Source organism: Vagococcus sp. WN89Y (assembly GCF_052220145.1).
Classification (GTDB): domain Bacteria; phylum Pseudomonadota; class Gammaproteobacteria; order Enterobacterales; family Enterobacteriaceae; genus Kosakonia.
Map to the genome: position 1 here is coordinate 1 of NZ_JBQPOM010000068.1, position 25,354 is coordinate 25,354.

Below are 25,354 nucleotides of genomic sequence, written 5' to 3' on the forward strand. Positions count from 1 at the left end.
TCGATCTGCTCAACAACGGCTATTTTAAAGGATAGAGGATAATCGCGTTGGGTGCGTTTGAACTCAGTCATCATCACGTTCTCCGGGTTTGAGTCAGGAATGTGTCAACGCTATTCAGGACGGGTCAGGAGATACAAAAAAACCGCCGGTTTACTGGCGGTTTTTTGCACATATCAGAATGATCAGGCGTGAGCGTGTTCTTTGTAGAACTCACGCTGCGGCTGGCGAATCGTCGAGGAGAGCGCCAGTGAAATAATCAACAGGGCGAAAATCACGCAGAAGGTGACATAAAAACCGCCAAACAAAGAGGCAATAAGGGAACCGCAAATGCTGCCGATACCGAAACCGAGGTAAATCACACCGTAGTTTTTCGCCAGATTGTTCAGGCCGAAGAACTCACTCACCAGGGATGGGAAAACGGTAATGGTGCCGCCAAAGTTAAAGGCAACACAGGCGATTGCTGCGAAAAAGCTCATGGCGTTCAACGGCGCGAACAGCAGTGCCGCCATACCGACCAGTGAAATGACCTGGCCTATTGTGATAACGCGGATACGCGCAATTTTATCGGAGAGCACGCCCAGCACCAGACGACCGCTCAGGTTAGCAATAGCGATAATAGTCACTGCGTTCGCGGCGGTGGCCACATCAAGATGTACCATGCCCTGGGCAATATCTTTCGCCACACCAATCACGTACAGACCGCTCATGCACGCCGTCAGGAACATCACCACCAGCATCCAGTACTGCGGTTTGCGCATTGACTCGGCCAGGGTAAAGTCATTTTCTACCACGCCATTCACGGTGGAGACTTCCTGGTGCGGCGCATCGGTCATCAGCATGGCGCCAAAAACAATCATCACCAGCGTAATTGCGCCCCAGATCATAAAGGTTTTTTCCAGACCGACGGTCGCCAACAGATGGCTGTCGATAAATTTAAAGCCCAGGCTACCTAACCCGTAAGAGCCGATAGAAAAGGCCGAAATCAGTCCTTTGCGTTCCGGGAACCATTTGACGCAGTTAGAAAGCGTTAACAGATAACCCGCGCCATCTGCCAGGCCCACCAGCACGCCAGCGCTCAGCCAGAGCATCAAAAGAGTGTTGGAATGGGCCGTCAGGAAAAAGCCAACGCCCAGTAAAATACCGGAAGCGATAGTGACGCGTTTGACGCCAAAACGTTCCTGTAATTTCCCGGCGATAGAAGAAGAAAGCGCGAGGCCGAGACTCAGCAAGCCAAAGGAGAACGCGACCTGGCTTACCGGCTCATTCAGTTTTTCTGCCAGCGAGCTGTTAAACAGACTCCAGGTGTAGACGGAACCTAACGCAAATTGCGTGATAATCGTTCCCAAAAGGGTTAACCAGCGAGTACGGTTAGTTATGGAATTATTCATGGCAGTTGTCCTGCAGAAAAGAAAAAGATTTCACTGCGGATAACCATAACGAAGCGCGTTTCATGGCAGGGCGAAAAAGGCATGAAATGCAGTTCAAACGGAATGAAATGCATTGAGGATGGAATGAATGACATTGAAAACATTCATTCCAAGAATGAATAAATGTGAGTTAGTACATACTATCAACAGAAAAGGCATGGTTGTTGTTTATTTAATGTGAACTTTTTGTTTTAAATTAACATCAGAAGCGCGCGCTAACGCCCATGCTGTAGAGATAATTTTGGCCAAACGCATCGTTTTCGGCCTGTGATAAAGACGCGTACGCCGCAAGGTGAGAATTCAGCAGCATATCGGCACCTAAGGTAACGTCCAGCCAGTTACCGTACTGATTCGCCGATACCAGGCGATTAAGCCCGGACTGGGTTTTCCAGATATTCTCGCCAAACTGCTGGTTATAGCTAATTTGCGCCCACGGGCGCAGGTCGCCTAAGCGGCTATCCACGCGCCAGCCCAGCGAACTCACGCTGGCATGCCACAGCGGATCGCTGTATTGCAGGGTGGTCGCGCTATCACCAAATTCGTTATACATTGAGGTTGTTGAGCCGTCGTAATGCCAGGCTGCCACTGGCCCGGTGGTCACGCGGCTGGTAAGCGGAATGTTCCAGCCGACGCTCATCGAGCTTACCGGGTCGAGCGGTGTGTCACTGGAAAGATTTAGCGCAATACCCGGCGAATTTTGCGCAGAGCGAATACGCTCAGCAAGAATATCGTCGTAGCGCGGCTGGCGCTCACTGTCCCATGTGTAGCGTTCGCTGGGAACATTTTGCCGGTCACTGCCGATGTATTCCTGCTGCCACGCATGCGCCGTCTGGCAAAATAACAGCCAGACAGGGGTCAGCGACAGCAAGAAGCCACTGGTTATAATTTTCATCAATATGCGACTCCAGAAAAGAGCCGAACTCGGCGTGAAAGTTATCGTTATCGAGAGGACTATTACCTCTACTAAACTATTGCCGTTTAATTGACCACGTCAAGACGCCGGGAAAATTTATTTCTACCTATCGCGAACGGAGTACGAAAAATGCAACGATGTGGTTGGGTAACGCAAGACCCGCTTTATCTCGCTTACCACGATAATGAGTGGGGCGTTGCAGAACGGGACGCTAAAAAACTGTTTGAGATGATCTGTCTGGAAGGGCAACAGGCCGGTTTATCCTGGATCACGGTATTAAAAAAAAGAGAAAATTATCGTAACGCTTTCCTGCAATTTGACCCGGCGCGCGTTGCTGCAATGACCGCTGACGATGTGGAAATACTGTTGCAAAATGCCGGAATTATTCGCCACCGGGGCAAAATCGAAGCGATTATTGGTAATGCCCGCGCCTTTCTGGCAATGGAACAAAACGGCGAACCCTTCGCGGAGTTTGTCTGGCGTTTCGTTGACAATACGCCGCAAATAACCCAGGCAGCGACGCTTGCGGAAATACCGGTTTCCACGCCAGCGTCTGAGGCAATGTCAAAAGCGCTAAAAAAGCGTGGCTTTAAATTTGTCGGCTCCACTATTTGCTACTCATTTATGCAAGCCTGCGGCCTGGTAAACGATCATATTACCGGCTGTTTTTGTCATCCCGGGAGCCAGCATGATCCACGAGTGGCATAACAGCGATCTCTCCCCTTTGTTGTCGCTGTGGCTGGAAAGCACCATTTATGCACATCCTTTTATTCAGGAACGCTACTGGCACGACAGCGAAGCGCTGGTGCGCGAAGCCTATCTTCCCTATGCCACCACCTGGGTCTGGCAAGAACATGGCGAGCTGGAAGGGTTTATCAGCGTGATGGATGGGCAATTTATTGGGGCGCTGTTTGTGCGCCCGGCGCTGATTGGTCGCGGCATCGGTAAAGCGTTAATGAACCATGTAAAGCAGCGCTACGACTGGCTGAGCCTTGAGGTGTATCAGAAAAACGAACGGGCGGTGAAGTTCTACTATGCCCAGGGCTTTCGTATAGAAGAAAGCGCCTGGCAAGAAGAGACCCGCCACCCGACGTGGATTATGAACTGGCAGGCGGGTCAAACGCCGTAAGCTTAAGCGCCGGGCCGTGGTATTTCTCCACCCACGCCAGCGCGGTATTACCGGCACAGCCGTTACCGAGCCGTGAGCTTGGCAAATCTTTCGTCAGCACGTTGACCGCGCCATTTTTACAGATCCCGCCCGCATTCGGGTCAAGATCGGGCCATGCGCCTTCGTGGATACAGATAACGCCCTGTTTAATCCCCTCGGTGACGACCGCGCCCGCCAGCACCTGACCGCGCTCATTCCACACGCGCACGACATCGCCGGGGGCAATTCCGCGCGCTTGTGCATCCTTAACGTTCAGCGTCACCGGCTCACGCCCGGCTACCGCATACTGCTCACGCAAGCGTGAATAATTCAGCTGGCTGTGCAGCCGATGAGCCGGGTGCGCAGAGAGCACCTGCAACTGCTGCGGCGCGGCATTCCCGTGCCACTCGTCCGGCTCCAGCCACATCGGATGCGGCGGGCAATCCGCGTAACCGAAACTGGCGATCCGCTCAGAAAAGATTTCAATTTTCCCGCTTGGCGTTTTCAATGGGTGAGCCTGCGGATCGCGGCGAAAATCGCTGTAGCGCACAAAGCGCGCATTTTGCTCGCTCTCGGGCATTTCAATCAGCTGATTGGCTTGCCAGAACTGCGCAAACGGCGGCAGCGTCACCTGCTGGCTGGCCCCGCGCTGCGCGGCGATTGCATAAAACGTCTCCAGCCATTGCAGGTCGTTTTTCCCTTCGGTAAAACGCGCACGCCCACCGGCTTCCCAGCGCTCGCTCAGCTCGGCAAACACCTCAAAATCATCGCGCGCTTCATACTGCGGAGCAACAACACGCTTCATCGGCACCAGATGCTGGTTGCTGTAATCCCCGGTCATGGTCAGGTCGTTACGCTCAAACGACGTCGTCGCTGGCAACACAATATCGGCGTGTTTCGCCGCCGCCGTCCAGAAACATTCGGAAACGACCACCAGCTCCGGTTTCTGCCAGGCGCGGATTAAGCGGTTAGTATCCTGATGATGGGTAAAGTTTGCGCCGCCTGCCCACCAGACGAAACGGATGTCGGGGAAGTGCCTGTCCATACCATTATGCTGGTAAGGCGCGCCGGGGTTTTCCAGCGCTTCAACAATGCGGGCGACGGGGATTTTATCCACCGCATCGACACCCTCTTTCACCGTACCCTGCATGGATGCCAGCACCGCCGCACGGCGCGTTGGGTTGCCGCCGTTCGCAAAATGATAAGAGAGACCAAAACCACCGCCAGGGGTGCCAATCTGCCCGAGCATGGCGGCAAGCGTTACCAGCATCCAGTGCTTTTGCTCGCCGTACTGCTGGCGCTGCATCCCCCACCCGGCCATCAGCATGGTGGTATTTTTATGGAAAAGTTCTGCCAGTTCACGGATTTTATCCGCATTTATGCCACAAATAGCCGCTGCCCATTCAGCGCTCTTTGCCACGCCGTCACGCTCGCCGCTCAGGTAAGCGGCAAAGGCCGGATAGCCAACGGTGCAGCGCTTAAGGAAATCCTCATCCTGCCAGTTATTTTCCACCAGTGTATGGGCAATACCGAGCATCAAAGCCACGTCAGTGCCCATATGCGGCGCAATCCACTCCATGCTGTCACCGAAGAAATCCACGGTTTCGCTACGCATCGGATCAATACAGATAAGCCGTTTGCCGCTTTTACGCAGCGCGTCGAACCAGGCAATGCCCTGCTCATCGGAAGCGTTCCAGGCTATTTTCAGCGTATTGAGCGGGTTCGCGCTCCACAGCACCACGACCTCGCTGTGCTCAAGAATTAACGGCCAGCTGGTTTGCTGCTGATAGACTTCGTTACCTCCAACCACATGCGGCATGATTGCCTGCGCCGCGCCAGTCGAGTAGTCCCCAAGATGGCCCGTGTAGCCGCCCGCCAGGCTCATATAGCGTTGCAGCAGCGTCGCGGCTTTGTGCAGCACGCCGTTGGAGCGCCAGCCGTAAGAACCGGCGAAAATCGACGCTGGCCCATAGCTTTCACGAATGCGTTTGTGCTGCGAATGCACAAGTGTTAGCGCCTCATCCCAGCTCACGCGAACAAACTCATCCTGCCCGCGAATACCCTGCGGGTTTTCGGGCGAGGCCAGAAACCCTTTTCGCACCATCGGGTAGCGCACACGCGTTGCGCTATGCACTTGATCCTGCACGACAGTTTGCAGGGAATTGAGGTGGCCGGTGGGCAGTGCGCCGCGGGAAGAGAGCACTTTTTCGCCATCGGTTTCGACCAGTATCGGCCCCCAATGGGCAGCGGTAAGAACGGTTTTTGTCGCAGAGTTTGCCAACACGCACTCCTGAGTAGCTTGCAGGTGATTACTTTGTTTGCGCTCTATCATCCACAGCCACGGCGCGATCGCAAAGAATTAAACGTCATTACATCGCAACTGGCGGTGATAAGCGCTTCTTTGTACTTGCTTGCGCATCATTTCACGTTAATGTGTGGACAACGATTCACGGCGAGGGAAGCAATATGGCGAAAACAGCGCGCCCCACTATCAGTGATGTGGCGAAGGCGGCGAAAACGGGGAAAACCAGTATTTCGCGTTATCTGAACGGTGAAAAGCATCTGCTTTCCGCTGCGCTTCTGGCACGTATTGAGCAGGCCATTGCCGATCTGGATTATCGCCCAAGCCTGATGGCTCGCGGTCTTAAGCGTGGCCGGACACGGCTTATCGGCCTGATTATCGCCGATATCACCAACCCCTATTCCGTCCATGTTTTAAGCGGTATCGAAGCTGCCTGTCGCGAGAAAGGTTTTACACCGCTGGTGTGTAATACCAATAATGAGCTGGATCAGGAGCTGCATTACCTTGACTTGCTGCGCAGTTATCAGGTGGAGGGCATTGTGGTAAACGCGGTGGGAATGCGCGAAGAGGGGCTGAGCCGCCTGCAACAATCGTCCCTGCCGATGGTGCTTATCGACCGTAAAATTCCCGACTTCGCCTGCGATGTGGTGGGGCTGGATAACACGCAGGCTGCCACAACGGCGACCGAACATTTAATCGAACAAGGTTTTGAAGCCTTGCTGTTTCTCAGCGAACCGCTCGGCACCGTCAACACTCGCCGGGAGCGCCTGAACGCCTTTCGCGCGACGCTCGCCCGCTACCCGGGCATGGTGGCGGAAAATGCCGAAACACCGCTGCATGAAGCGGCACAGATAGACAACACGTTGCGTCAGTTTCACGCCAGCCATCGCGGGATGCGCAAAGCGGTGATATCCGCCAATGGCGCGCTAACCTTGCAAGTTGCCCGCTCTTTAAAACGCATCGGTCTGAACTGGGGCAGCGACATTGGCCTGCTCGGTTTTGACGAGCTGGAGTGGGCAGAACTGGCCGGTGTGGGGATCACCACTCTTAAACAGCCAACCTGGCAAATCGGCTATGCCGCTGTCGAGCAAGTTGTGCGCCGGATTGAAGGCCGCAGCGATACCGTGCGCGAGCAGGTTTTCTCCGGTGAGCTAATTGTGCGGGGTTCCACCGCCCGGTAACTGACCTTCGTGATGGCGATCATACTTCCGCGATGCTGCACTTCTCTTTGGAACCGGTTCCATCTAGCGTTAAGAGAAAGCAATGCAGTGGAGCAGAAAGATGCAGAGAAAAATCATTGTCGTCACCGCCGCCTACGGCCATGAACACATTCAGCGGCTCGGGGGGCAAATCGCGCTGTTACCCATTATCGCCGGTGCCGGTGCCGACGGGGTGGAGATTCGCCGGGAGCTGCTGAGCGACAACGAGCTGGCGCACCTGCCCTCGCTGACCTTCGCCATTGAAATGCACAACCTGCAAGCCTGTTACTCAGCACCTGAACCTCTGTGCCTGGAAAACGGGGCGCTCAATCCCCGCCTGCCTGCTTTACTCAATGAGGCCCGCACGCTGAACGCGCTCTGGCTTAAAGTCTCGCTCGGTCACTTCCAGGACGAAGCGGTGCTGGCGGCGTTACATAAGTGGCTTTCGGCAAGCCGCGTCAGACTGGTGGTGGAAAACGATCAGACCGCATGTGGGAAGCTGGCGGCGATGGTGCATTTTAAAAACGCCTGCCACTCGGCGGAGTTGCCCGTCTCGCTGACGTTTGATACCGGAAACTGGTTATGGGTGGGCGATTCACCAGAGGAAGCCGCGCGCCAGCTTGCGCCCGCCGTCGACTATATTCACGTCAAAGCAGCCGTTCCCCATCATCAAAGTTATCGCGCCGTTGCGCCAGACCAGGCCGATGCGCGCTGGCTCGCCTTGCTCAAGAGCTTACCCACAGACGCGCCACGCGGTATCGAGTTCCCGCTTGAAGGCGAGGATTTGACCACCGTTACCCAACATTACGTCAATTTATTACGCCAGGAGTCAAACCATGCATAACCCACTGGATGTCATCACCATTGGCGAAGCGATGGCCATGTTTGTCGCGACAGAAAGCGGTGATTTAGCCGATGCCGGGCAATTTATTAAGCGTGCGGCAGGCGCAGAACTGAACGTTGCGACCGGTCTTGCTCGCCTGGGATTTAAAGTGCGCTGGGTAAGCCGCGTCGGCGACGATAGCTTCGGGCGCTTTATTCTTAACACGCTGCGCCAGGAAGGCATCGATACCGGTGGCGTCACGATTGATGGACGCTACGCAACCGGTTTTCAGCTCAAATCAAAAGCGGAAAATGGAACCGATCCCATTGTGGAGTATTTCCGCAAAGGCTCTGCGGCAAGCCACCTTTCCCCGGAGGATTATCACGCTCAGCAGGCGCGCCATCTCCACGTGAGCGGCGTTGCGGCGGCGCTGTCCACCTCTTCCTATGCGCTACTGGAACATGCGGTGCAATCGATGAAAGCGCAGGGAAGCACCATCACGTTTGACCCCAATCTTCGCCCGGTGCTGTGGAACAGCGAAGCCGAGATGGTGGAAAAACTTAATCGCCTCGCCTTTCAGGCCGACTGGGTTCTGCCAGGGTTGAAAGAAGGCACGATTCTCACCGGAGAGAAGACGCCGGAAGGCATTGCAGATTTCTACCTGCAACGCGGCGTTAGCGTGGTTGCCATTAAAACCGGCGCGGATGGCGCATGGTTTAAGACCGCCAGCGGCGAACAGGGAGCCGTGGCACCTGTAAAAGTCACAAACGTCGTGGATACCGTGGGCGCGGGCGATGGTTTTGCCGTCGGTGCGATAAGCGCGCTGCTGGAAGGCAAAAGCGTCCGTGAAGCCGTGCGTCGGGGTAACGCTATCGGCGCGCTGGCCATCCAGGTGCCGGGAGACAGCGAAGGATTACCCACACGTACGGAGCTTGCGGCGCTGCACGTTTAATGCCCTCTCCATAAACCATGGAGAAATCATCAACTAGCCGCGCTGTACCCTACATGCAGGCGGTAAGCCACAACGATAGAGGCAATTATGACTAATGCGACAAACTCGACCAAACGCTGGCTGTATATCATGCCAATCGTGTTTATCACCTACAGCCTGGCCTATCTCGATCGGGCGAACTTCAGCTTCGCCTCCGCCGCCGGAATCAACGAAGATTTAGGCATTACCAAGGGTATCTCTTCGCTGCTGGGCGCTCTGTTCTTTCTTGGTTACTTCTTCTTTCAAATTCCAGGCGCGATGTACGCGGAACGCCGCAGCGTGCGCAAACTGATTTTTGTTTGCCTTATTTTATGGGGAGGATGCGCCTCGTTAACCGGCATGGTCAGTAACATTCCTGCGCTCGCCGCGATCCGCTTTATCCTTGGCGTCGTGGAAGCTGCCGTGATGCCCGCGATGCTTATCTACATCAGCAACTGGTTTACTAAATCCGAACGCTCGCGCGCGAACACCTTCCTGATCCTCGGAAACCCAGTCACGGTGCTGTGGATGTCGGTGGTTTCCGGCTACTTGATTCAGGCGTTTGGCTGGCGCGAGATGTTTATTATTGAAGGCGTTCCGGCCATTATCTGGGCGTTTTGCTGGTGGGTGCTGGTAAAAGATAAACCGGCGCAGGTGGGCTGGCTGTCCGGCGCAGAAAAAGCGGCGCTGCAAACGCAACTGGATAAAGAGCAGCAAGGCATTAAGGCGGTGCGTAATTACAGCGAAGCGTTTCGTTCACGTAACGTCGTGCTGCTGTGCCTGCAATACTTTGCCTGGAGCATCGGCGTATATGGCTTCGTCCTGTGGCTGCCTTCGATTATCCGCAGCGGCGGCGAAAACTTAGGCATGGTCGAGGTGGGCTGGCTCTCTTCGGTGCCTTATCTGGCCGCGACACTTGCCATGATCCTTGCCTCCTGGGGTTCGGATAAACTGCAAAACCGCAAACTGTTTGTCTGGCCGCTGTTACTTATCGGGGCATTTGCTTTTATCGGCTCATGGGCGGTAGGCGCCAATCATTTCTGGGTTTCTTATACGTTACTGGTTATCGCCGGGGCGGCAATGTATGCCCCTTATGGCCCCTTCTTTGCGATTATTCCGGAAATGCTGCCGCGTAATGTTGCCGGTGGTGCTATGGCGCTTATCAATAGTATGGGCGCGCTCGGCTCCTTCTGCGGCTCCTGGTTTGTCGGCTACCTGAACGGCGTAACCGGCAATCCGTCGGCATCGTACATTTTTATGGGGGTAGCACTTTTTACCTCTGTATGGCTTACTTTACTTGTTAAACCCGCTAACAATAAATTGTCGCCAGCAGGCGCCCCATCACAAGGGAGAACCGCATGAAGCCGTCCATCATTCTGTACAAAAACTTACCTGATGATCTGCAAAAACGTCTGGAAGCACATTTCACGGTGACCCGTGTTCCAAACCTGAAACCGGAAACGGTGCAGCAGTACGCGCAGGCGTTTGCCAGCACGCAAGGGCTGTTGGGTTCGAGTGAAAAGGTGGATACGGCGCTGCTGGAAAAAATGCCGCAGTTGCGCGCAGCGTCCACGGTTTCGGTGGGGTATGACAATTTTGATGTGGATGCGCTGAATGCTCGCAAAATTTTACTGATGCACACCCCAACCGTGCTGACGGAAACCGTGGCCGACACCATGATGGCACTGATATTGAGCACGGCTCGCCGCGTGGTGGAAGTGGCCGAGCGGGTCAAAGTGGGCGAGTGGACGTCCAGTATTGGCGAGGACTGGTTTGGTGTGGATGTGCACCACAAAACGCTGGGCATCATTGGTATGGGCCGTATTGGTATGGCGCTGGCACAGCGTGCGCATTTTGGATTCGGCATGCCGATTCTCTATAACGCGCGTCGCCAGCATCCCCAGGCGGAAGAGCGCTTCCAGGCGCGCTATTGCTCTCTTGATACACTGCTTCAGGAGTCTGACTTTGTCTGCCTGGTGTTGCCGCTCACCGAAGAAACTCATCATCTGATCGGCAAGCCGCAGTTCGCATTGATGAAAAAATCGGCCATCTTTATCAACGCTGGTCGTGGGCCGGTGGTTGATGAAGCAGCGCTGATTGATGCGTTGCAGAGCGGGGAAATCCACGCGGCGGGCCTGGATGTCTTCGAGAAAGAGCCGCTGCCAGTTGACTCGCCGCTGCTGTCGCTGCCAAACGTGGTTGCGCTGCCGCATATCGGCTCGGCAACCCATGAGACGCGTTACAATATGGCAGCCTGCGCAGTCGATAACCTGATTGATGCGCTAAACGGTAAGGTTGAGAAAAACTGCGTTAACCCACAGGTTGCGGGCTAAACAAAAAAAGAGGCGAAATCGCCTCTTTTTTTTAGCAAGCGCGGAATTACTGCTGCATGGCGCTGACGGTTGCGCTCCACGCCTGAGTAAAGGCTTTATGTTGCGCCGCCAGCGGAGCAATAAGCGCATTATATTGGCTGGCCTGCTCTGAGGTCGGGAACTGTATACCGTTGGCAACGAAGCTCACCTGCGTGTCCTGCTGAGCGATATAATCACCAACCTGCACCAGTTGCTGGGTAAATACTTGCGCCGCAGGGATTAAAGGTTGCAGCGCATTAGCAGGGTTGGTAACGACTTTCGTATAGACCTGGTCATACACCGGTTTAAGATCATCGGCCTGTTTCAGCGCGGCGTGCGACGCATCCGCCTGCATTTTTGCATTCTGCAATTGCTGGCTCAGCACGCCGAGAGAACCATTCGCCTGGCGCAGTGGTTCGCGCTGAGTCATATAATCCTGCGGCACACGGATAGCATTGACGCTATCGACGACCGGACGCAACCCAGAATCAATGGCCTGGTTAACCTGCTGCGAGTAACCATAAATAATCGCGTAGTCAGAGACAAACGGCCCGAACTGTTTCTTCTGGTCTGCCGTCAGGGCTGGCAAACGTTCGCTGCTGCGCATTGCAGTATTTTGCAGAAAATCGATAAACGCCTTGCGCTGATCGCCTTCTTTATCGAAGCACCCACTCAGGCTAACTACCATTAATAACGCCGCAAGAGGCGCAAACCAGCGAGAGCAGGACTTTCCTGTCGCCATTTTATTACTCCTTTCACCCATAAAAGCGCACATGCGTGCCTGACGCTGACAAGGATAGTCCAGGTCAGCGCCGCAAGATACCCTTTCCTGTCATTCTGATAAAGGAAAACGCCTCGCCGACGCCCGTTTTTCACCCGGCGATTCTGATGCTGCGTCATATCATTTTTGTCTGTCGATTTACAAAAAAATACTTAGCTCCCTCACCTTAAATGGAATCAATCAATTAAGCGGCAACTTTACGCATGAACATGCATTTTCGGCACATTTTATACTCCGAATTCTTGTTAAGTTGCGAATGTGACCTCGCGCAATAATTTTTCCCGTCTATGATTAACGAGCTGTATCACGATCCCGCAGTGTGATTTTTTATGAGGAGTGCTCAATGGAATTTAAAGATCCAATGTTTGAACTGCTGAGCAGTCTGGAACAGATTGTCTTTAAGAAAGAAGATATGCAGACGGTTGCTCTGAGCCAAAAACCAAACGCTGTAAGCGATTTTGAACAACTCAGAAGAGGAACCGGTCTGAAAATTGATGATTTTGCTAGTGCCATGGGAGTCAGCGTGGCGGTAGTTCACGAGTGGGAATCACAACGCGTACAACCCACCGCCACTGAAATCAAACTGATGCGTCTGATTCATGCGAACCCGGCGCTTAGCAAGCAACTTATTGATTAATTTTTTGTGCAGTCCCCCCCGCTGAGCCGGGGGTCTATACCCACTAAACGCCCTCATAGTCCTTCACTTTCTTCCGCTCTTCGTCACACAACACCCGCAGAAAACCCTGTATGTGATACCGCACTCTTGTTCCGGCGGCGGGCCTCAATGACATGAAAAGATACCTGACTGGCTACTGAGCAACAGGTGCGACTTCAGGGCAATCCACGCTCAGGGACGCAGTGAAAAAGGGTGCAATGAGAATGCATCTCGCCAAAAGAACGGCGGGGAGCGCTCCCCGCCGGAAGCTCTTACTGTTTTACCTCGCAGGCCAGAAATGCCACCAGCTCAATATTTCCCTGCCGGAGATGCAATCCACATAATGAATCACGAATCAGCAGGGTAAATAATAAAATGGTGAGACATTTCACCATCAAGCTGAACAATAAATATTTGTAGGGCATTTGCGGCCTCCGTGTTGATTTTCAACGAGCAAGAGGCTACTCTTATGTTGTTCATGCATAGGAAGCCTCACTTTGATATTACATCGGGTGGGGCTTTTCTCTGCTTGTCATCCGGCGAATACCTGAGACAAGCAGTCTCAAGCACCCGCAGTTATTCTAACGAAAATAACCGGATTGTTTCGTTAGCAAACTCTGAAAATAAAACACGCTCAATGAATAATCTATTTCTGATTATTCACCCGCGCATTATTAACTGTTAGCGTAAAAGAGTTAAAAAGGGTGCAATGAGAATGCATCTCGCCAAAAGAATGGCGGGGATCACTCCCCGCCGGAAGCTCTTACTGTTTTATTTCGCAGGCCAGAAATGCCACCAGCTCAATATTCCCCTGCCGGAGATGCAATCCACATAATGAATCACGAATCAGCAAAGTAAATAATAAAATGGTGAGACATTTCACCATCAAGCTGAACAATAAATATTTATAGGGCATCTGCGGCCTCCGTGTTGATTTTCAACGAGCAAGAGGCTACTCTTATGTTGCTAAGCATAGGAAGCCTCACTTTGATATTACATCGGGTGGGGCTTTTCTCTGCTTGTCATCCGGCGAATACCTGAGACAAGCAGTCTCAAGCACCCACAGTTATTCTAACGGAAATAATGGATTTATTTCGTTAATAAAATCCGAAATGAGTTCTGGTGCAATCAACAATTATTATTAACGGTTGTTGTTAAAATATCTCTGATAATAAAAAGCCGCCCAAAATAAGGCGGCTTTTTTAGGATTTGCTAACTCACTGCAACAGCGAAATATCCGCCACTTGCAGGAACAGCTCACGTAATTGAGAAAGCAGCGTCAGGCGGTTGATACGCACCTCTTTATCATCAGCGTTAACCATCACCTGCTCAAAAAACTCATCGACAGGCTCGCGTAATGCGGCCAGTTCGATCAGCGCCTCCTGATAGCGCCCCTCGGCAAAATAGGGCTGCAACTGATCGCGCAGAACCACCAGATTGCCCGCCAGCTTAATCTCTGCGGCCTCTTTCAGCACCGAAGCTTGCACGGCATCATTCAGGGTTTCATCCGATTTTGCCAGGATATTGGAGACGCGCTTATTTGCCGCTGCCAGCGCTGCTGCTTCATCCAGCGTGCGGAAATGCGACACCGCTTTCATGCGCGCATCGAAATCTGCCGGTTTAGTCGGGCGACGTGCCAGCACAGCCTGAATGGTATCAACGCTGTAACCTTCGTCCTGATACCAGGCGCGGAAACGGCCCAGCATGAAATCAATCACGTCATCGACCACGTTGCCGTTGGTAAGCTTGTCACCATACAGACGCACCGCTTCTTCTGCCAGCGTTTGCAGATCCAGCGGCAGGTTCTTCTCAACAATAATGCGCAGCACGCCCAGCGCAGCACGGCGCAATGCGAACGGGTCTTTATCCCCCTTCGGATGCTGACCAATGCCGAAAATCCCTGCCAGCGTATCCATTTTGTCAGCAATTGCCAGCGCGCACGCAACCGGGTTTGACGGCAGATCATCACCCGCAAAACGCGGCTGATACTGCTCGTTAAGCGCAACAGCCACATCTTCCGCTTCGCCATCATGACGCGCGTAGTGCATCCCCATCACACCCTGGGTGTCGGTAAATTCAAACACCATATTGGTCATCAGGTCACACTTGGACAACAGCCCTGCGCGCGTGGCGTGGTTCACATCAGCACCAATCTGCCCGGCAATCCAGCCCGCCAGCGCCTGGATGCGATCGGTTTTATCGCGCAGCGTTCCCAACTGCTGTTGGAACAATACGGTTTGCAGACGTGGCAGATGGTCTTCCAGACGTTTTTTACGGTCAGTATTAAAGAAGAATTCAGCATCTGCCAGACGCGGGCGTACAACCTTCTCGTTACCGGCGATAATTTGTTGCGGATCTTTCGATTCAATATTGGCAACGAAGATAAAGTTCGGCAGCAGCTTGCCGTCATTGCCATACACCGGGAAGTACTTCTGGTCACCCTTCATGGTGTAAACCAGCGCTTCTGCCGGAACGGCGAGGAATTTTTCTTCGAACTTCGCAGTCAGCACCACCGGCCATTCTACCAGCGAAGTGACCTCTTCAAGCAGGTTGTCGCTCAAATCAGCGTTACCGCCAATCTGGCGCGCAGCAGCTTCAGCGTCGGCTTTGATTTTAGCCTTACGCGCAGCATAATCCGCCATCACTTTCCCGCGTTCAAGCAGAATGTCCGGGTACTGGTCAGCATTATCAATCGTGAACTCCGGCTCACCCATAAAGCGGTGCCCACGGATCACGCGATTAGATTCGATGCCCAGAATGGTTGCCGGAATAACGTTATCGCCCAGCAACAGGGTGACAGTATGAACCGGGCGCACAAAGTGCACATCGGAGGCACCCCAGCGCATCAGTTTCGGGATTGGCAGCTTGCTAAGCGAAGTGGCGACCATATTCGGCAGCAGCGCTTCCACGCTTTCGCCTTTCACATGCGCGCGATAGAGCAGCCATTCGCCCTTTTCCGTCTTCAGACGTTCGGCCTGGTCAACCGTGATGCCACAGCCGCGCGCCCAGCCTTCTGCTGCTTTGCTCGGATTGCCGCTGGCATCAAACGCCTGGGCAATGGCCGGGCCGCGTTTTTCGACTTCACGATCCGGCTGCGAGGCCGCCAGCGAAGCGACTTTCAACGCCAGACGACGCGGTGCGGCGAACCACTGTACCTCACCATGAGCAAGGCCAGCCGCATCCAGTTCTGCGGTAAAATTGGCAGCGAAGGACTCCGCCAGGCTGCGCAATGCTTTTGGTGGCAACTCTTCAGTGCCTATTTCCACCAGGAAGGTTTTCTCAGACATGGCCGCCTCTTATTTGTTTCTGTTGCACATCGGGAAGCCAAGGGCTTCACGGGAAGCGTAGTACGCTTCAGCGACTGCTTTGGTCAGCGTACGGATGCGCAGAATATAGCGCTGGCGTTCCGTCACGGAGATGGCTTTACGCGCATCCAGCAAGTTGAAGCTGTGGGCGGCTTTCAGAATGCGCTCATAAGCGGGCAGCGGCAGCGGGTTTTCCAGCGCCAGCAGCTGCTGAGCTTCTTTCTCGTACTGCTCAAAACAGGTGAACAAAAAGTCCACGTCCGCATACTCAAAGTTATAGGTGGACTGTTCGACTTCGTTTTGATGGAACACATCCCCGTAGGTCGTTTTCCCCAGCGGGCCATCGCTCCATACCAGATCGTAAACGCTGTCTACGCCCTGGATATACATCGCCAGACGTTCCAGGCCGTAAGTGATCTCGCCGGTTACCGGTTTGCACTCCAGGCCGCCGACTTGCTGGAAGTAGGTGAACTGCGTCACTTCCATGCCGTTCAGCCACACTTCCCAGCCCAGCCCCCAGGCACCCAGCGTTGGGTTTTCCCAGTTGTCTTCAACGAAGCGAATATCATGAATGGTCGGGTCCATGCCCAGCTCTTTCAGCGATCCGAGATACAGCTCCTGAATATTGTCCGGTGAGGGCTTAATGATCACCTGAAACTGATAATAGTGCTGTAAACGGTTCGGGTTTTCGCCATAGCGACCATCAGTCGGGCGGCGTGACGGCTGCACATAAGCAGCGGCGATAGGCTCCGGGCCGAGGGCGCGCAGGCAGGTCATCGGGTGAGAAGTGCCGGCGCCGACTTCCATGTCCAGTGGTTGAACAATGGTGCAGCCCTGGCGAGCCCAGTAATCCTGTAAGGTCAGGATCAGGCCCTGAAAGGTCCTGGTATCAAACTTTTGCATATGATTTCGTGCTGGATACGTGTGGATTTAAAGGAAGGGACCAGTATACCCGCTGACTGCAAGATATACAGTACGAAACGGGTTCTTTAGGCAAAATTGGGTAAAACGGGCGGTAGCAAGTAGGCCGCCCCGGGTCAGTTTAGCGCATAGAAAGATGTAAAAACTGCCCTTCTGGATCAAAAGCGCAGACAAAAGCCTCATGCCGGGGCGTCATCCCCCGCATTTCGTAACTTCCCTGAAACTGTTCGAAGGCGGTGACATTAATTTGCTGTGCGCCCGTATTGTAACGATGCGCAGCGTTCTGCCTGCACAGCTGTTCCATATCAAGAGACGACACCGGGCCAGGTTTCACTTTTTGCGCTTTCTGGGCAGGAATATCCTGAGAAGCACTGCACCCGACTAACATCAGAATGAATACCGGGGCGAGATACTTGCTCATTTTTATCATTGCGCTGTCCATTGGCTGCTATTTTAAATGCGTGAAAGGTTTGATTCTGCAAACCTGAGGAATAGTGTACAAGCACGAGCGGCAAAACTCAGAATTATCCAATGAGATATGTGCTAAAAAGATGAGTCCCAGGGAGAGAAGATGCGAATACTGAAGGATTGCTACCGTTGAAAATTTACTGGATAGATAACTTACGCGGCATCGCCTGTTTGATGGTCGTTATGATACATACTACGACCTGGTATATTACCAACCCGGCAAGCGTAAGCCTTTTCGACTGGAATATTGCGAATATCCTTGATTCCGCCTCCCGCGTCAGCGTTCCCTTATTTTTTATGATATCGGGCTATCTCTTTTTTGGTGAACGCAGCGCGCAGCCGCGCCACTTTGCCCGTATCGCCCTGTGCCTGCTTTTTTACAGCGTTATTGCATTGCTCTATATCTCTCTTTTCACCACGATGAATACAGAGCTGTCGTTACGAAATTTGCTGCAAAAACCGGTGTTCTATCATCTGTGGTTTTTCTTTGCGATTATCGTTATTTATCTGGTTTCGCCCCTGATTCAGGTGAAAGCCGTCAGCGGAAAAATGCTGCTGGCGCTAATTGCCGTAGCGGGTATTCTGGCAAACCCTAATACGCCGGCGCAAAAAGCAGGCGACGTACAGTGGCTACCCGTCAACCTCTTTATTTACGGCGACACCTTTTACTACATTCTTTATGGCATGCTTGGGCGCGCGATTGGCATGATGGAGACGCAAAAGCGCGCCGTAACGCTTGCTTGCGCAGCGGTTTTTATCCTGGCGGTCGCGGTTATTTCTCGCGGCACGCTGCACGAACTGCAGTGGCGCGGCAATTTCGCTGACACCTGGTACCTCTACTGCGGCCCAATGGTGTTCCTCTGCGCAGTATCGCTCTTTACGCTGGTGAAAAATACGCTGAACATCCGCACGCTGCCAGGCCTGAAAATAATTTCCCAACATTCGCTCGGGATCTACGGTTTCCATGCGTTCATCATCCATGCCCTGCGCACTCGCGGCATTGAATTCCAGGACTCGCCGCTGCTTGATATTGCCTGGATTTTCACCGCCACGCTGCTGGCAAGCCTTGCTTTGTCGATGCTGGTACAACGCATCGACAAAAAGCACTTCGTAAGTTGAATCAAGACATCAGCGGTAGCAGCTGCTGGTAGATACGGCGGAAAGTATCCCGCCGCGCAGCATAATGCGTGTGGCGCGCTGCATTTGGCGTATGCTGCTGCTCTATCGGTAACTGCGGTAACAAGGTGGCTAACGGTGTGTTCGGATTACAAGCAATTTGCGCCAGCCGCGCCGCGCCAAGCGCCGGGCCAACGTCCCCACCGGTACGATAATCCAGTTTCAGGCCGCTGATATCAGAGAGCATTTGCCGCCACCAGGCACTACGCGCACCGCCGCCAATAAGTGTAATGCTTTCTGGCGTTACACCACATGAATGCACAACATCCATACCCTCTGCCAGCGCGTAGCCGACGCCCTCCAGCACCGCACGCGCTAACTCTTCTTGCCCGTGCTGGTGAGTCAGACCGAAAAATACCCCTTTCGCCTGTGGATTGTTATGCGGCGTACGCTCACCCGACAGATAAGGCAAAAACCAGAGATCGCCCGCGTTCTCGTCCGCTCGCTCCGCCGCGCTCACCAGTGCCGGAACCGTCCCAAGACCGGTCAGTTTTGCCGCCCAGTCCAGGCATGAAGCGGCGCTGAGCATCACCGACATCAGGTGCCAGCGCCCGGGCAAGGCATGGCAAAAACTATGTACTGCGCTTTCGGGTTTGCTGAGAAAACCTTCGCTGACGGCGAAATAGACGCCGGATGTCCCCAGCGAGAGCATGGCCTGACCTGCATCAGCCATACCAATACCTACCGCGCCAGCGGCGTTATCGCCCCCGCCTGCCGCCACCGGAACCTGCGCCAGCCCCCAACGCCGGGCAACCTCCGGCAACAGCGTACCGGTGATCTCGCTGCCTTCGAACAGCGCAGGCATGTGGTCGCGGGAAAGATGGCAGGCGGCCAACATCTCGTCGCTCCAGTCTCGTTTTGCCACATCCAGCCACATGGTGCCGGCGGCATCGGACATATCGCTGGCGAAATCACCGGTCATTTTGAAGCGCAGATAATCTTTCGGCAGCAGTACCTTCGCCACGCGGGAGAAAATGTCCGGCTCATGGCGCTGCACCCACAGCAGCTTTGGCGCGGTAAAACCGGGCATCATCAGGTTACCCGTGATAGCCCGGGATGTTTTCACACGCGCTTCCAGCAACTGGCACTCTTCGCCGCAGCGCCCGTCATTCCACAAAATAGCCGGGCGCAATACACGGTTTTCGTTATCTAAAAGCGTTGCACCGTGCATTTGCCCCGCAAGGCCGATAGCTTTGACTGCTGAAAGCGAATGCGCCGCGCCAAGCGCCTGAAATACACGGTCAGTCGCCTGCCACCACTGTTCAGGGTCCTGCTCGGACCAAAGCGGGTGCGGGCGGGATACGCTGAGCTTTTCCGTATGGGATGCCAGCACATCGCCCTGTTCGCTGAGCAGAATAGCCTTCACACCTGAAGTGCCAAGATCGATCCCGATATACATAGCGACGACTCCTTTGCGCGGCGCAGCCGCTGATTATTTATTAAACAAATACGCGTTGACCAGATTTTCGAGCAGCTCCTGGTGGCCGCTCTGATGACGAGGCGCCAGATTTTGCTCCTCTGCATACTTCGCCAGTTCTGCAAGGCTAAGCTGCCCCTGCAAAATCTGCTGGCCCAGTTCACCGTTCCAGCCGGCATAACGCTTCGCAACGCGTTTATCCAGCTCGCCATCCTCAACCATACGCGCCGCAACCTTCAGCGCCAGCGCCATCGTATCCATTGCACCGATATGCCCATAGAAAAGGTCATATTTATCCGTGCTTTGGCGTCGCACTTTTGCATCAAAGTTGAGGCCGCCCGTGGTGAACCCCCCGGCTTTAAGGATTTCATACATCACCAGCGCGTTCTCTTCTACGCTGTTCGGAAACTGGTCTGTATCCCAGCCCAGCTGTGGGTCGCCGCGGTTGGCATCCACCGAACCGAAGATCCCCAGCGCAATAGCCGTGGCGATTTCATGGTGGAAAGAGTGGCCGGCAAGCGTAGCGTGGTTGGCTTCGATATTGAGTTTGATCTCTTTTTCCAGGCCAAATTGTTTAAGGAAACCATAAACGGTGGCGACATCGTAATCGTACTGATGCTTGGTGGGCTCCTGCGGCTTCGGTTCTATTAACAGCGTACCGCGAAAACCAATTTTGTGTTTGTGCTCAACGACCATATGCATAAAACGGCCAATCTGCTCACGCTCCTGACGCAAGTCGGTATTAAGCAACGTTTCGTAGCCTTCACGACCGCCCCACAGCACATAGTTTTCGCCGCCAAGTTTGTGGGTAGCGTTCATCGCGGTCACAACCTGAGTCGCCGCCCAGCTGAATACTTCCGGGTCAGGATTCGTGGCCGCCCCGGCACCATAGCGAGGGTTGGTAAAGCAGTTTGCCGTACCCCACAACAGCTTCACGCCGCTCTGTTGCTGCTTTTCAGCCAGTACGTCTACCATTTGGGCAAAATTGTTCAGATACTCTTTTAACGATGCGCCTTCCGGAGAGACATCCACATCATGAAAGCAATAAAAAGGCACATTCAGTTTCTGAAAAAACTCAAAGGCGACATCCGCTTTGCGTTTTGCCTGCGCAATCGCTTCACCCGGCTGCTGCCAGGGCCTGTCGAAAGAGCCAACGCCAAACATATCCGCGCCGTTCCAGCAGAAAGTGTGCCAGTAGCAGGCGGCAAAACGCAGATGCTCTTCCATACGCTTACCGAGTACTAACTCATCTGGATTGTAATAGCGAAACGCTAAAGGGTTGGTTGTTTGCGGGCCTTCATAACGAACGCGATCCAGCTGGTCGAAATAAGCTTGCATAATGAGCTCCATTGGCGAGTGTACAAATCTGAAGTAAATACTGGAACCTATCTTTGAACAGCTCAATTACGTTATTTCACTCTGCCATTAAGATAATGCTCAAATGTGCGCTGGCTCGCAAAATAGCGCTATTTTTAGTTGCGGCACATCTTCCTCTTTTTAATGCAACAGATGTTTTAGTATTTTTAAAATACGATCGAGGTCATAAATCAACAAATAAACCAAAAAACGTAATGCCTGGATAAAAATCTGTAATTGCCAGTCTGCGATTCTGCGTTAAGAATTTGCAACGTCCCAGGCTATGCATATGTCTTTTATCTCGTCCATCACCCTATGAAAAAGGTATTACTATTATGAAGATAAAGAACCTTTGCCTTACACTCTGCGCATCCCTGTTGCTGGCATGCTTTGCCAGCCACGCTAAAGAGGTGAAAATCGGCATGGCGATTGACGATTTACGCCTCGAACGCTGGCAAAAAGACCGGGATATTTTCGTTAAAAAAGCCGAATCGCTGGGTGCAAATGTGTTCGTCCAGTCCGCCAACGGCAATGAAGAAACGCAAATGTCGCAAATAGAAAACATGATTAACCGCGGCGTTGATGTGCTGGTGATAATTCCTTACAACGGTCAGGTACTTAGTAATGTCATCAAGGAAGCCAAACAGGAAGGAATAAAAGTTTTGGCTTACGACAGGATGATTAATAACGCTGATATCGATTTTTATATATCATTTGATAATGAAAAAGTCGGTGAATTACAGGCACAAAGCCTGGTGAGTAAAGTGCCCCAGGGAAATTATTTTTTAATGGGTGGCTCACCGGTTGATAATAATGCCAAACTGTTCCGCGCCGGGCAGATGAAAGTATTAAAACCCTATATCGACAGCGGGAAAATTAAAATCGTGGGCGATCAATGGGTAGACGGTTGGTTACCTGAAAACGCGCTGAAAATTATGGAAAACGCCCTCACCGCGAACAATAACAAAATCGATGCCGTCGTTGCCTCCAACGACGCCACAGCCGGTGGCGCAATCCAGGCATTAAGCGCGCAAGGGCTGGCCGGCAAAGTGGTGATTTCTGGGCAGGATGCGGACCTGGCAGGGGTAAAACGCCTGATCAACGGTACTCAGACCATGACCGTGTACAAACCTATTACCCAACTTGCAAATACCGCCGCTGAAATTGCTGTTGAACTGGGAAATGGTCAGCAACCGAAGGCGGACTCCACGCTAAATAATGGCCTGAAAGATGTGCCTTCCCGTTTGCTGACGCCTATTGAGGTCACAAAAGACAACATCGACGCGACTGTCATCAAGGATGGTTTCCACCAGAAAAGCCAGCTGTAGAACCGGTAGCGCGCCCGCTCATTCGTCGGCGCGCCCACCGCTATACCTTACGTGGAGCAGCCATGCCTTATTTACTTGAAATGAAAAACATCACCAAAACTTTCGGTGCGGTGAAAGCCATAGATAACGTCAGCCTGCAACTTAACGCGGGCGAGGTTTTATCGCTTTGTGGGGAAAATGGTTCCGGTAAATCCACGCTAATGAAAGTGTTATGTGGAATCTATCCCTTCGGTAGCTACAGCGGGGAAATCCTCTTTTCCGGCGAAACGCTGCAGGCCAGCCATATCCGCGACACCGAGCGTAAAGGCATTGCTATCATTCACCAGGAGCTGGCGCTGGTGAAACATCTAACCGTCCTGGAAAACATTTTTCTCGGCGCGGAGATCGTTCGTAACGGGGTGATGGATTACGATTTGATGACGCTGCGCTGCGAGAAATTATTAAAACAGGTGAGTCTGGCGGTATCGCCCAATACCCGCGTCGGAGATTTGGGGCTTGGTCAGCAGCAACTGGTGGAAATAGCCAAAGCGCTGAATAAGCAGGTGCGGTTACTGATCCTTGATGAGCCAACCGCCTCGCTCACAGAGCAAGAAACCGCCATTCTTCTGGATATTATCCGCGATCTGCGTAACCACGATATTGCCTGTATTTATATTTCCCATAAGCTCAATGAAGTCAAAGCGATATCTGATGGCATATGCGTGATCCGCGACGGTCAGCACATCGGCACACGGGATGCCGGAGGAATGAGCGAGGACGACATCATTACCATGATGGTGGGTCGTGAGTTGACCGCGCTCTACCCGAACGAGCCCCACGCGACGGGTGAAGAAATCTTGCGCGTTGAGCATCTGAGCGCGTGGCATCCGGTAAACCGCCATATCAAACGGGTCAACGATATCTCCTTCAGTCTGAAACGTGGGGAAATTCTCGGCATTGCGGGGCTGGTCGGTGCAGGCAGAACAGAGGCCGTGCAATGCCTGTTCGGCGTATGGCCGGGGCGCTGGGAGGGGAAAATTTTCCTGGATGGGCAGCCGGTGAAGATAGCTAACTGCCAGCAGGCCATCGCCCACGGCCTTGCTATGGTGCCGGAAGATCGCAAAAAAGATGGCATCGTGCCGGTCATGGCGGTGGGGAAAAATATCACGCTGGCGGCGCTCAACCAGTTTAGCGGGGCATTAAGCAGCCTCGACGACGCGGCCGAGCAGGCCTGCATTTTGCAGTCTCTTCAGCGCCTGAAAGTCAAAACATCTTCTCCGGAATTGCCGATTGGTCGACTGAGCGGCGGCAACCAGCAAAAAGCCATTCTCGCGCGTTGTCTGCTGCTTAATCCGCGCATTCTTATCCTTGACGAACCCACGCGCGGGATTGATATCGGCGCCAAATATGAAATCTACAAACTGATTAATCAGCTGGTACAGCAAGGGATCGCAGTGATTGTTATCTCATCTGAATTGCCCGAAGTTTTGGGTCTTAGCGATCGGGTGCTGGTGATGCACGAAGGCAAACTTAAGGCCGATCTTATTAATCGCAATCTGACCCAGGAGCAGGTCATGGAAGCGGCACTGAGGAGCGAACACCATGTCGAAAAGCAACCCGTCTGAAGTCAAACTCGCCACCGCGTCGCCGGGCGCTTTTTCGGGGTTAAAATCCCTCAACCTGCAAGTCTTTGTGATGATAGCCGCCATTGTCGTCATTATGCTTTTTTTTACCGGCATGACCGACGGCGCGTATCTGAGCGCGCGTAATGTTTCTAACCTGCTGCGCCAGACTGCCATTACCGGGATTCTCGCCGTGGGGATGGTGTTTGTCATTATCTCCGCCGAAATCGATCTTTCTGTTGGTTCGATGATGGGGCTGCTGGGCGGCGTGGCGGCGATTTTTGACGTCTGGCTGGGCTGGCCGCTACCGCTGACCGTGGTGGTCACGCTGATTCTCGGCCTGCTGCTGGGCGCATGGAATGGATGGTGGGTAGCCTACCGTAAAGTGCCATCATTTATCGTTACGCTTGCCGGAATGCTGGCTTTTCGCGGGGTGCTGATTGGCATCACTAACGGCACCACCGTTTCGCCCACCAGCGCGGCGATGTCGCAAATCGGCCAGAGCTATTTACCTGACGGCGTTGGGTTTGGCGTGGGTGCGCTGGGGCTGGCGGCTTTTATGTTCTGGCAGTGGCGGGGGCGCATGCGCCGACAGTCGCTTGGGCTTGCTACGTCGGCCAGCTCGACGGCGGTGGGTCGTCAGGCCATTATTGCAGTGATTGTGCTTGGCGCTATCTGGTTATTGAATGATTACCGGGGCGTGCCGACGCCGGTTCTGCTGCTGGTGCTGCTCCTGCTGGCGGGTATGTTTATGGCAACCCGTACCGCTTTTGGTCGGCGGATTTATGCGATTGGCGGCAACCTGGAGGCTGCCCGACTCTCCGGCATCAATGTCGAGCGCACCAAGCTGGCCGTGTTCGCCATTAACGGTTTAATGGTCGCGATTGCCGGGTTGATTCTCAGCTCCCGCCTCGGCGCAGGTTCTCCTTCTGCCGGGAATATTGCCGAGCTGGACGCTATCGCTGCCTGTGTCATTGGCGGCACCAGCCTGGCTGGCGGCATTGGCAGCGTCGCGGGCGCGGTAATGGGCGCTTTTATTATGGCATCGCTGGACAATGGTATGAGCATGATGGATGTGCCCACCTTCTGGCAGTACATCGTCAAAGGCGCCATTTTACTGCTGGCAGTATGGATGGATTCTGCAACCAAACGGCGGGCCTGAGCATTACGAATACAGGGACGATCACACTGCCGGATCTTTTTTCTCCCGGCGT

Annotated in this window: 24 protein-coding genes; 13 read left to right on the forward strand and 11 right to left on the reverse strand. The window is 53.5% G+C overall.

The genetic code is table 11. The features are described from left to right. Positions 1-182: 182 nt before the first annotated feature. Positions 183-1,388: an L-lactate MFS transporter gene (locus ACTU3N_RS19620; RefSeq protein WP_443087814.1), complete on the reverse strand. Its 1,206-nt coding sequence runs from the start codon at positions 1,386-1,388 to the stop codon at positions 183-185. A gap of 241 nt (positions 1,389-1,629) precedes the next feature. Beyond that, positions 1,630-2,319 carry an autotransporter domain-containing protein gene (locus ACTU3N_RS19625; RefSeq protein WP_443087815.1) on the reverse strand — a complete coding sequence of 230 codons (690 nt, stop codon included), beginning with the start codon at positions 2,317-2,319 and terminating at the stop codon, positions 1,630-1,632. Between the two features lie 150 nt (positions 2,320-2,469). On the opposite strand from ACTU3N_RS19625, the gene tag reads away from it, so the two are divergent. Continuing rightward, positions 2,470-3,048: a DNA-3-methyladenine glycosylase I gene (gene tag, locus ACTU3N_RS19630; RefSeq protein WP_443087816.1), complete on the forward strand. Its 579-nt coding sequence runs from the start codon at positions 2,470-2,472 to the stop codon at positions 3,046-3,048. Continuing rightward, a complete protein-coding gene (locus tag ACTU3N_RS19635) occupies positions 3,029-3,469 on the forward strand; it encodes an N-acetyltransferase (RefSeq protein WP_443087817.1) in 441 nt (146 codons plus the stop codon). The genes tag and ACTU3N_RS19635 overlap by 20 nt, the downstream gene beginning before the upstream one ends. Here the strand turns inward: ACTU3N_RS19635 and ACTU3N_RS19640 are convergent. After that, the gene (locus ACTU3N_RS19640; protein WP_443087818.1) at positions 3,438-5,771 is read right to left on the reverse strand and encodes a molybdopterin guanine dinucleotide-containing S/N-oxide reductase; all 2,334 of its coding nucleotides are present in this window, start codon (positions 5,769-5,771) and stop codon (positions 3,438-3,440) included. The two genes, ACTU3N_RS19635 and ACTU3N_RS19640, sit on opposite strands and share 32 nt — an antisense overlap. A gap of 182 nt (positions 5,772-5,953) precedes the next feature. On the opposite strand from ACTU3N_RS19640, the gene ACTU3N_RS19645 reads away from it, so the two are divergent. The 5 genes from ACTU3N_RS19645 (at position 5,954) to ghrB (ending at position 11,114) form a co-directional block, all read left to right on the forward strand. After that, positions 5,954-6,970, forward strand: coding sequence for a LacI family DNA-binding transcriptional regulator (locus ACTU3N_RS19645; protein WP_443087819.1), 1,017 nt, complete (start codon positions 5,954-5,956; stop codon positions 6,968-6,970). Between the two features lie 100 nt (positions 6,971-7,070). Further along, positions 7,071-7,832 carry a sugar phosphate isomerase/epimerase family protein gene (locus ACTU3N_RS19650; protein ID WP_443087820.1) on the forward strand — a complete coding sequence of 254 codons (762 nt, stop codon included), beginning with the start codon at positions 7,071-7,073 and terminating at the stop codon, positions 7,830-7,832. Beyond that, positions 7,825-8,763, forward strand: a complete 939-nt coding sequence (locus tag ACTU3N_RS19655) for a sugar kinase (RefSeq protein WP_443087821.1) — start codon at positions 7,825-7,827, stop codon at positions 8,761-8,763. Before ACTU3N_RS19650 ends, ACTU3N_RS19655 begins: the two co-directional genes overlap by 8 nt. Positions 8,764-8,850: 87 nt before the next feature. Continuing rightward, positions 8,851-10,143, forward strand: coding sequence for an MFS transporter (locus ACTU3N_RS19660; RefSeq protein ID WP_443087823.1), 1,293 nt, complete (start codon positions 8,851-8,853; stop codon positions 10,141-10,143). Next, positions 10,140-11,114, forward strand: a complete 975-nt coding sequence (gene ghrB, locus ACTU3N_RS19665; RefSeq protein WP_443087824.1) for a glyoxylate/hydroxypyruvate reductase GhrB — start codon at positions 10,140-10,142, stop codon at positions 11,112-11,114. The genes ACTU3N_RS19660 and ghrB overlap by 4 nt, the downstream gene beginning before the upstream one ends. A 46-nt stretch (positions 11,115-11,160) precedes the next feature. Here ghrB and ACTU3N_RS19670 read toward each other — a convergent pair whose 3' ends face one another. After that, positions 11,161-11,874: a DUF3053 domain-containing protein gene (locus tag ACTU3N_RS19670; protein ID WP_443087825.1), complete on the reverse strand. Its 714-nt coding sequence runs from the start codon at positions 11,872-11,874 to the stop codon at positions 11,161-11,163. Positions 11,875-12,256: 382 nt separating this feature from the next. Between ACTU3N_RS19670 and ACTU3N_RS19675 the strand changes: the two genes are divergently transcribed. Further along, on the forward strand, positions 12,257-12,550 hold the full coding sequence (locus ACTU3N_RS19675; RefSeq protein ID WP_443087826.1) for an HTH-type transcriptional regulator: 294 nt from the start codon (positions 12,257-12,259) through the stop codon (positions 12,548-12,550). Positions 12,551-12,840: 290 nt separating this feature from the next. Here ACTU3N_RS19675 and ACTU3N_RS19680 read toward each other — a convergent pair whose 3' ends face one another. The 5 genes from ACTU3N_RS19680 to ACTU3N_RS19700 all read right to left on the reverse strand — a co-directional run bounded on the left by ACTU3N_RS19680 (position 12,841) and on the right by ACTU3N_RS19700 (position 17,224). Beyond that, on the reverse strand, positions 12,841-12,993 hold the full coding sequence (locus tag ACTU3N_RS19680; protein WP_443087827.1) for a Hok/Gef family protein: 153 nt from the start codon (positions 12,991-12,993) through the stop codon (positions 12,841-12,843). 338 nt (positions 12,994-13,331) lie between these two features. Then, entirely contained in the window at positions 13,332-13,484 is a 153-nt protein-coding gene (locus ACTU3N_RS19685) for a Hok/Gef family protein (RefSeq protein ID WP_443087828.1), read from the reverse strand. A 301-nt stretch (positions 13,485-13,785) separates the two neighbouring features. Beyond that, the gene (glyS, locus tag ACTU3N_RS19690) at positions 13,786-15,855 is read right to left on the reverse strand and encodes a glycine--tRNA ligase subunit beta (RefSeq protein WP_443087829.1); all 2,070 of its coding nucleotides are present in this window, start codon (positions 15,853-15,855) and stop codon (positions 13,786-13,788) included. A 9-nt stretch (positions 15,856-15,864) separates the two neighbouring features. Beyond that, positions 15,865-16,776: a glycine--tRNA ligase subunit alpha gene (gene glyQ / locus ACTU3N_RS19695; protein WP_004387598.1), complete on the reverse strand. Its 912-nt coding sequence runs from the start codon at positions 16,774-16,776 to the stop codon at positions 15,865-15,867. 139 nt (positions 16,777-16,915) lie between these two features. Beyond that, entirely contained in the window at positions 16,916-17,224 is a 309-nt protein-coding gene (locus tag ACTU3N_RS19700; RefSeq protein WP_443087830.1) for a YsaB family lipoprotein, read from the reverse strand. 167 nt (positions 17,225-17,391) lie between these two features. Here ACTU3N_RS19700 and ACTU3N_RS19705 point away from each other — a divergent pair, with 167 nt between their 5' ends. Then, on the forward strand, positions 17,392-18,381 hold the full coding sequence (locus ACTU3N_RS19705; RefSeq protein WP_443087831.1) for an acyltransferase: 990 nt from the start codon (positions 17,392-17,394) through the stop codon (positions 18,379-18,381). A 1-nt stretch (position 18,382) separates the two neighbouring features. On the opposite strand, the gene xylB is transcribed toward ACTU3N_RS19705, so the two are convergent. Next, positions 18,383-19,837, reverse strand: a complete 1,455-nt coding sequence (gene xylB / locus ACTU3N_RS19710; protein WP_443087832.1) for a xylulokinase — start codon at positions 19,835-19,837, stop codon at positions 18,383-18,385. A 33-nt stretch (positions 19,838-19,870) separates the two neighbouring features. Further along, positions 19,871-21,193 (reverse strand): xylose isomerase, encoded by a 1,323-nt coding sequence (xylA, locus tag ACTU3N_RS19715; protein ID WP_443087833.1) that lies wholly within the window; start codon positions 21,191-21,193, stop codon positions 19,871-19,873. A gap of 53 nt (positions 21,194-21,246) precedes the next feature. On the opposite strand from xylA, the gene ACTU3N_RS19720 reads away from it, so the two are divergent. The 4 genes from ACTU3N_RS19720 (at position 21,247) to xylH (ending at position 25,302) form a co-directional block, all read left to right on the forward strand. After that, complete coding sequence (locus ACTU3N_RS19720; protein ID WP_443087834.1) at positions 21,247-21,438, forward strand: hypothetical protein; 192 nt, start codon at positions 21,247-21,249, stop codon at positions 21,436-21,438. A gap of 108 nt (positions 21,439-21,546) precedes the next feature. After that, on the forward strand, positions 21,547-22,539 hold the full coding sequence (gene xylF / locus ACTU3N_RS19725; protein WP_443087835.1) for a D-xylose ABC transporter substrate-binding protein: 993 nt from the start codon (positions 21,547-21,549) through the stop codon (positions 22,537-22,539). 62 nt (positions 22,540-22,601) lie between these two features. Then, on the forward strand, positions 22,602-24,143 hold the full coding sequence (locus tag ACTU3N_RS19730) for a xylose ABC transporter ATP-binding protein (RefSeq protein WP_443087836.1): 1,542 nt from the start codon (positions 22,602-22,604) through the stop codon (positions 24,141-24,143). Continuing rightward, positions 24,121-25,302: a xylose ABC transporter permease XylH gene (xylH, locus tag ACTU3N_RS19735; RefSeq protein WP_443087837.1), complete on the forward strand. Its 1,182-nt coding sequence runs from the start codon at positions 24,121-24,123 to the stop codon at positions 25,300-25,302. Before ACTU3N_RS19730 ends, xylH begins: the two co-directional genes overlap by 23 nt. Positions 25,303-25,354 lie beyond the last annotated feature (52 nt).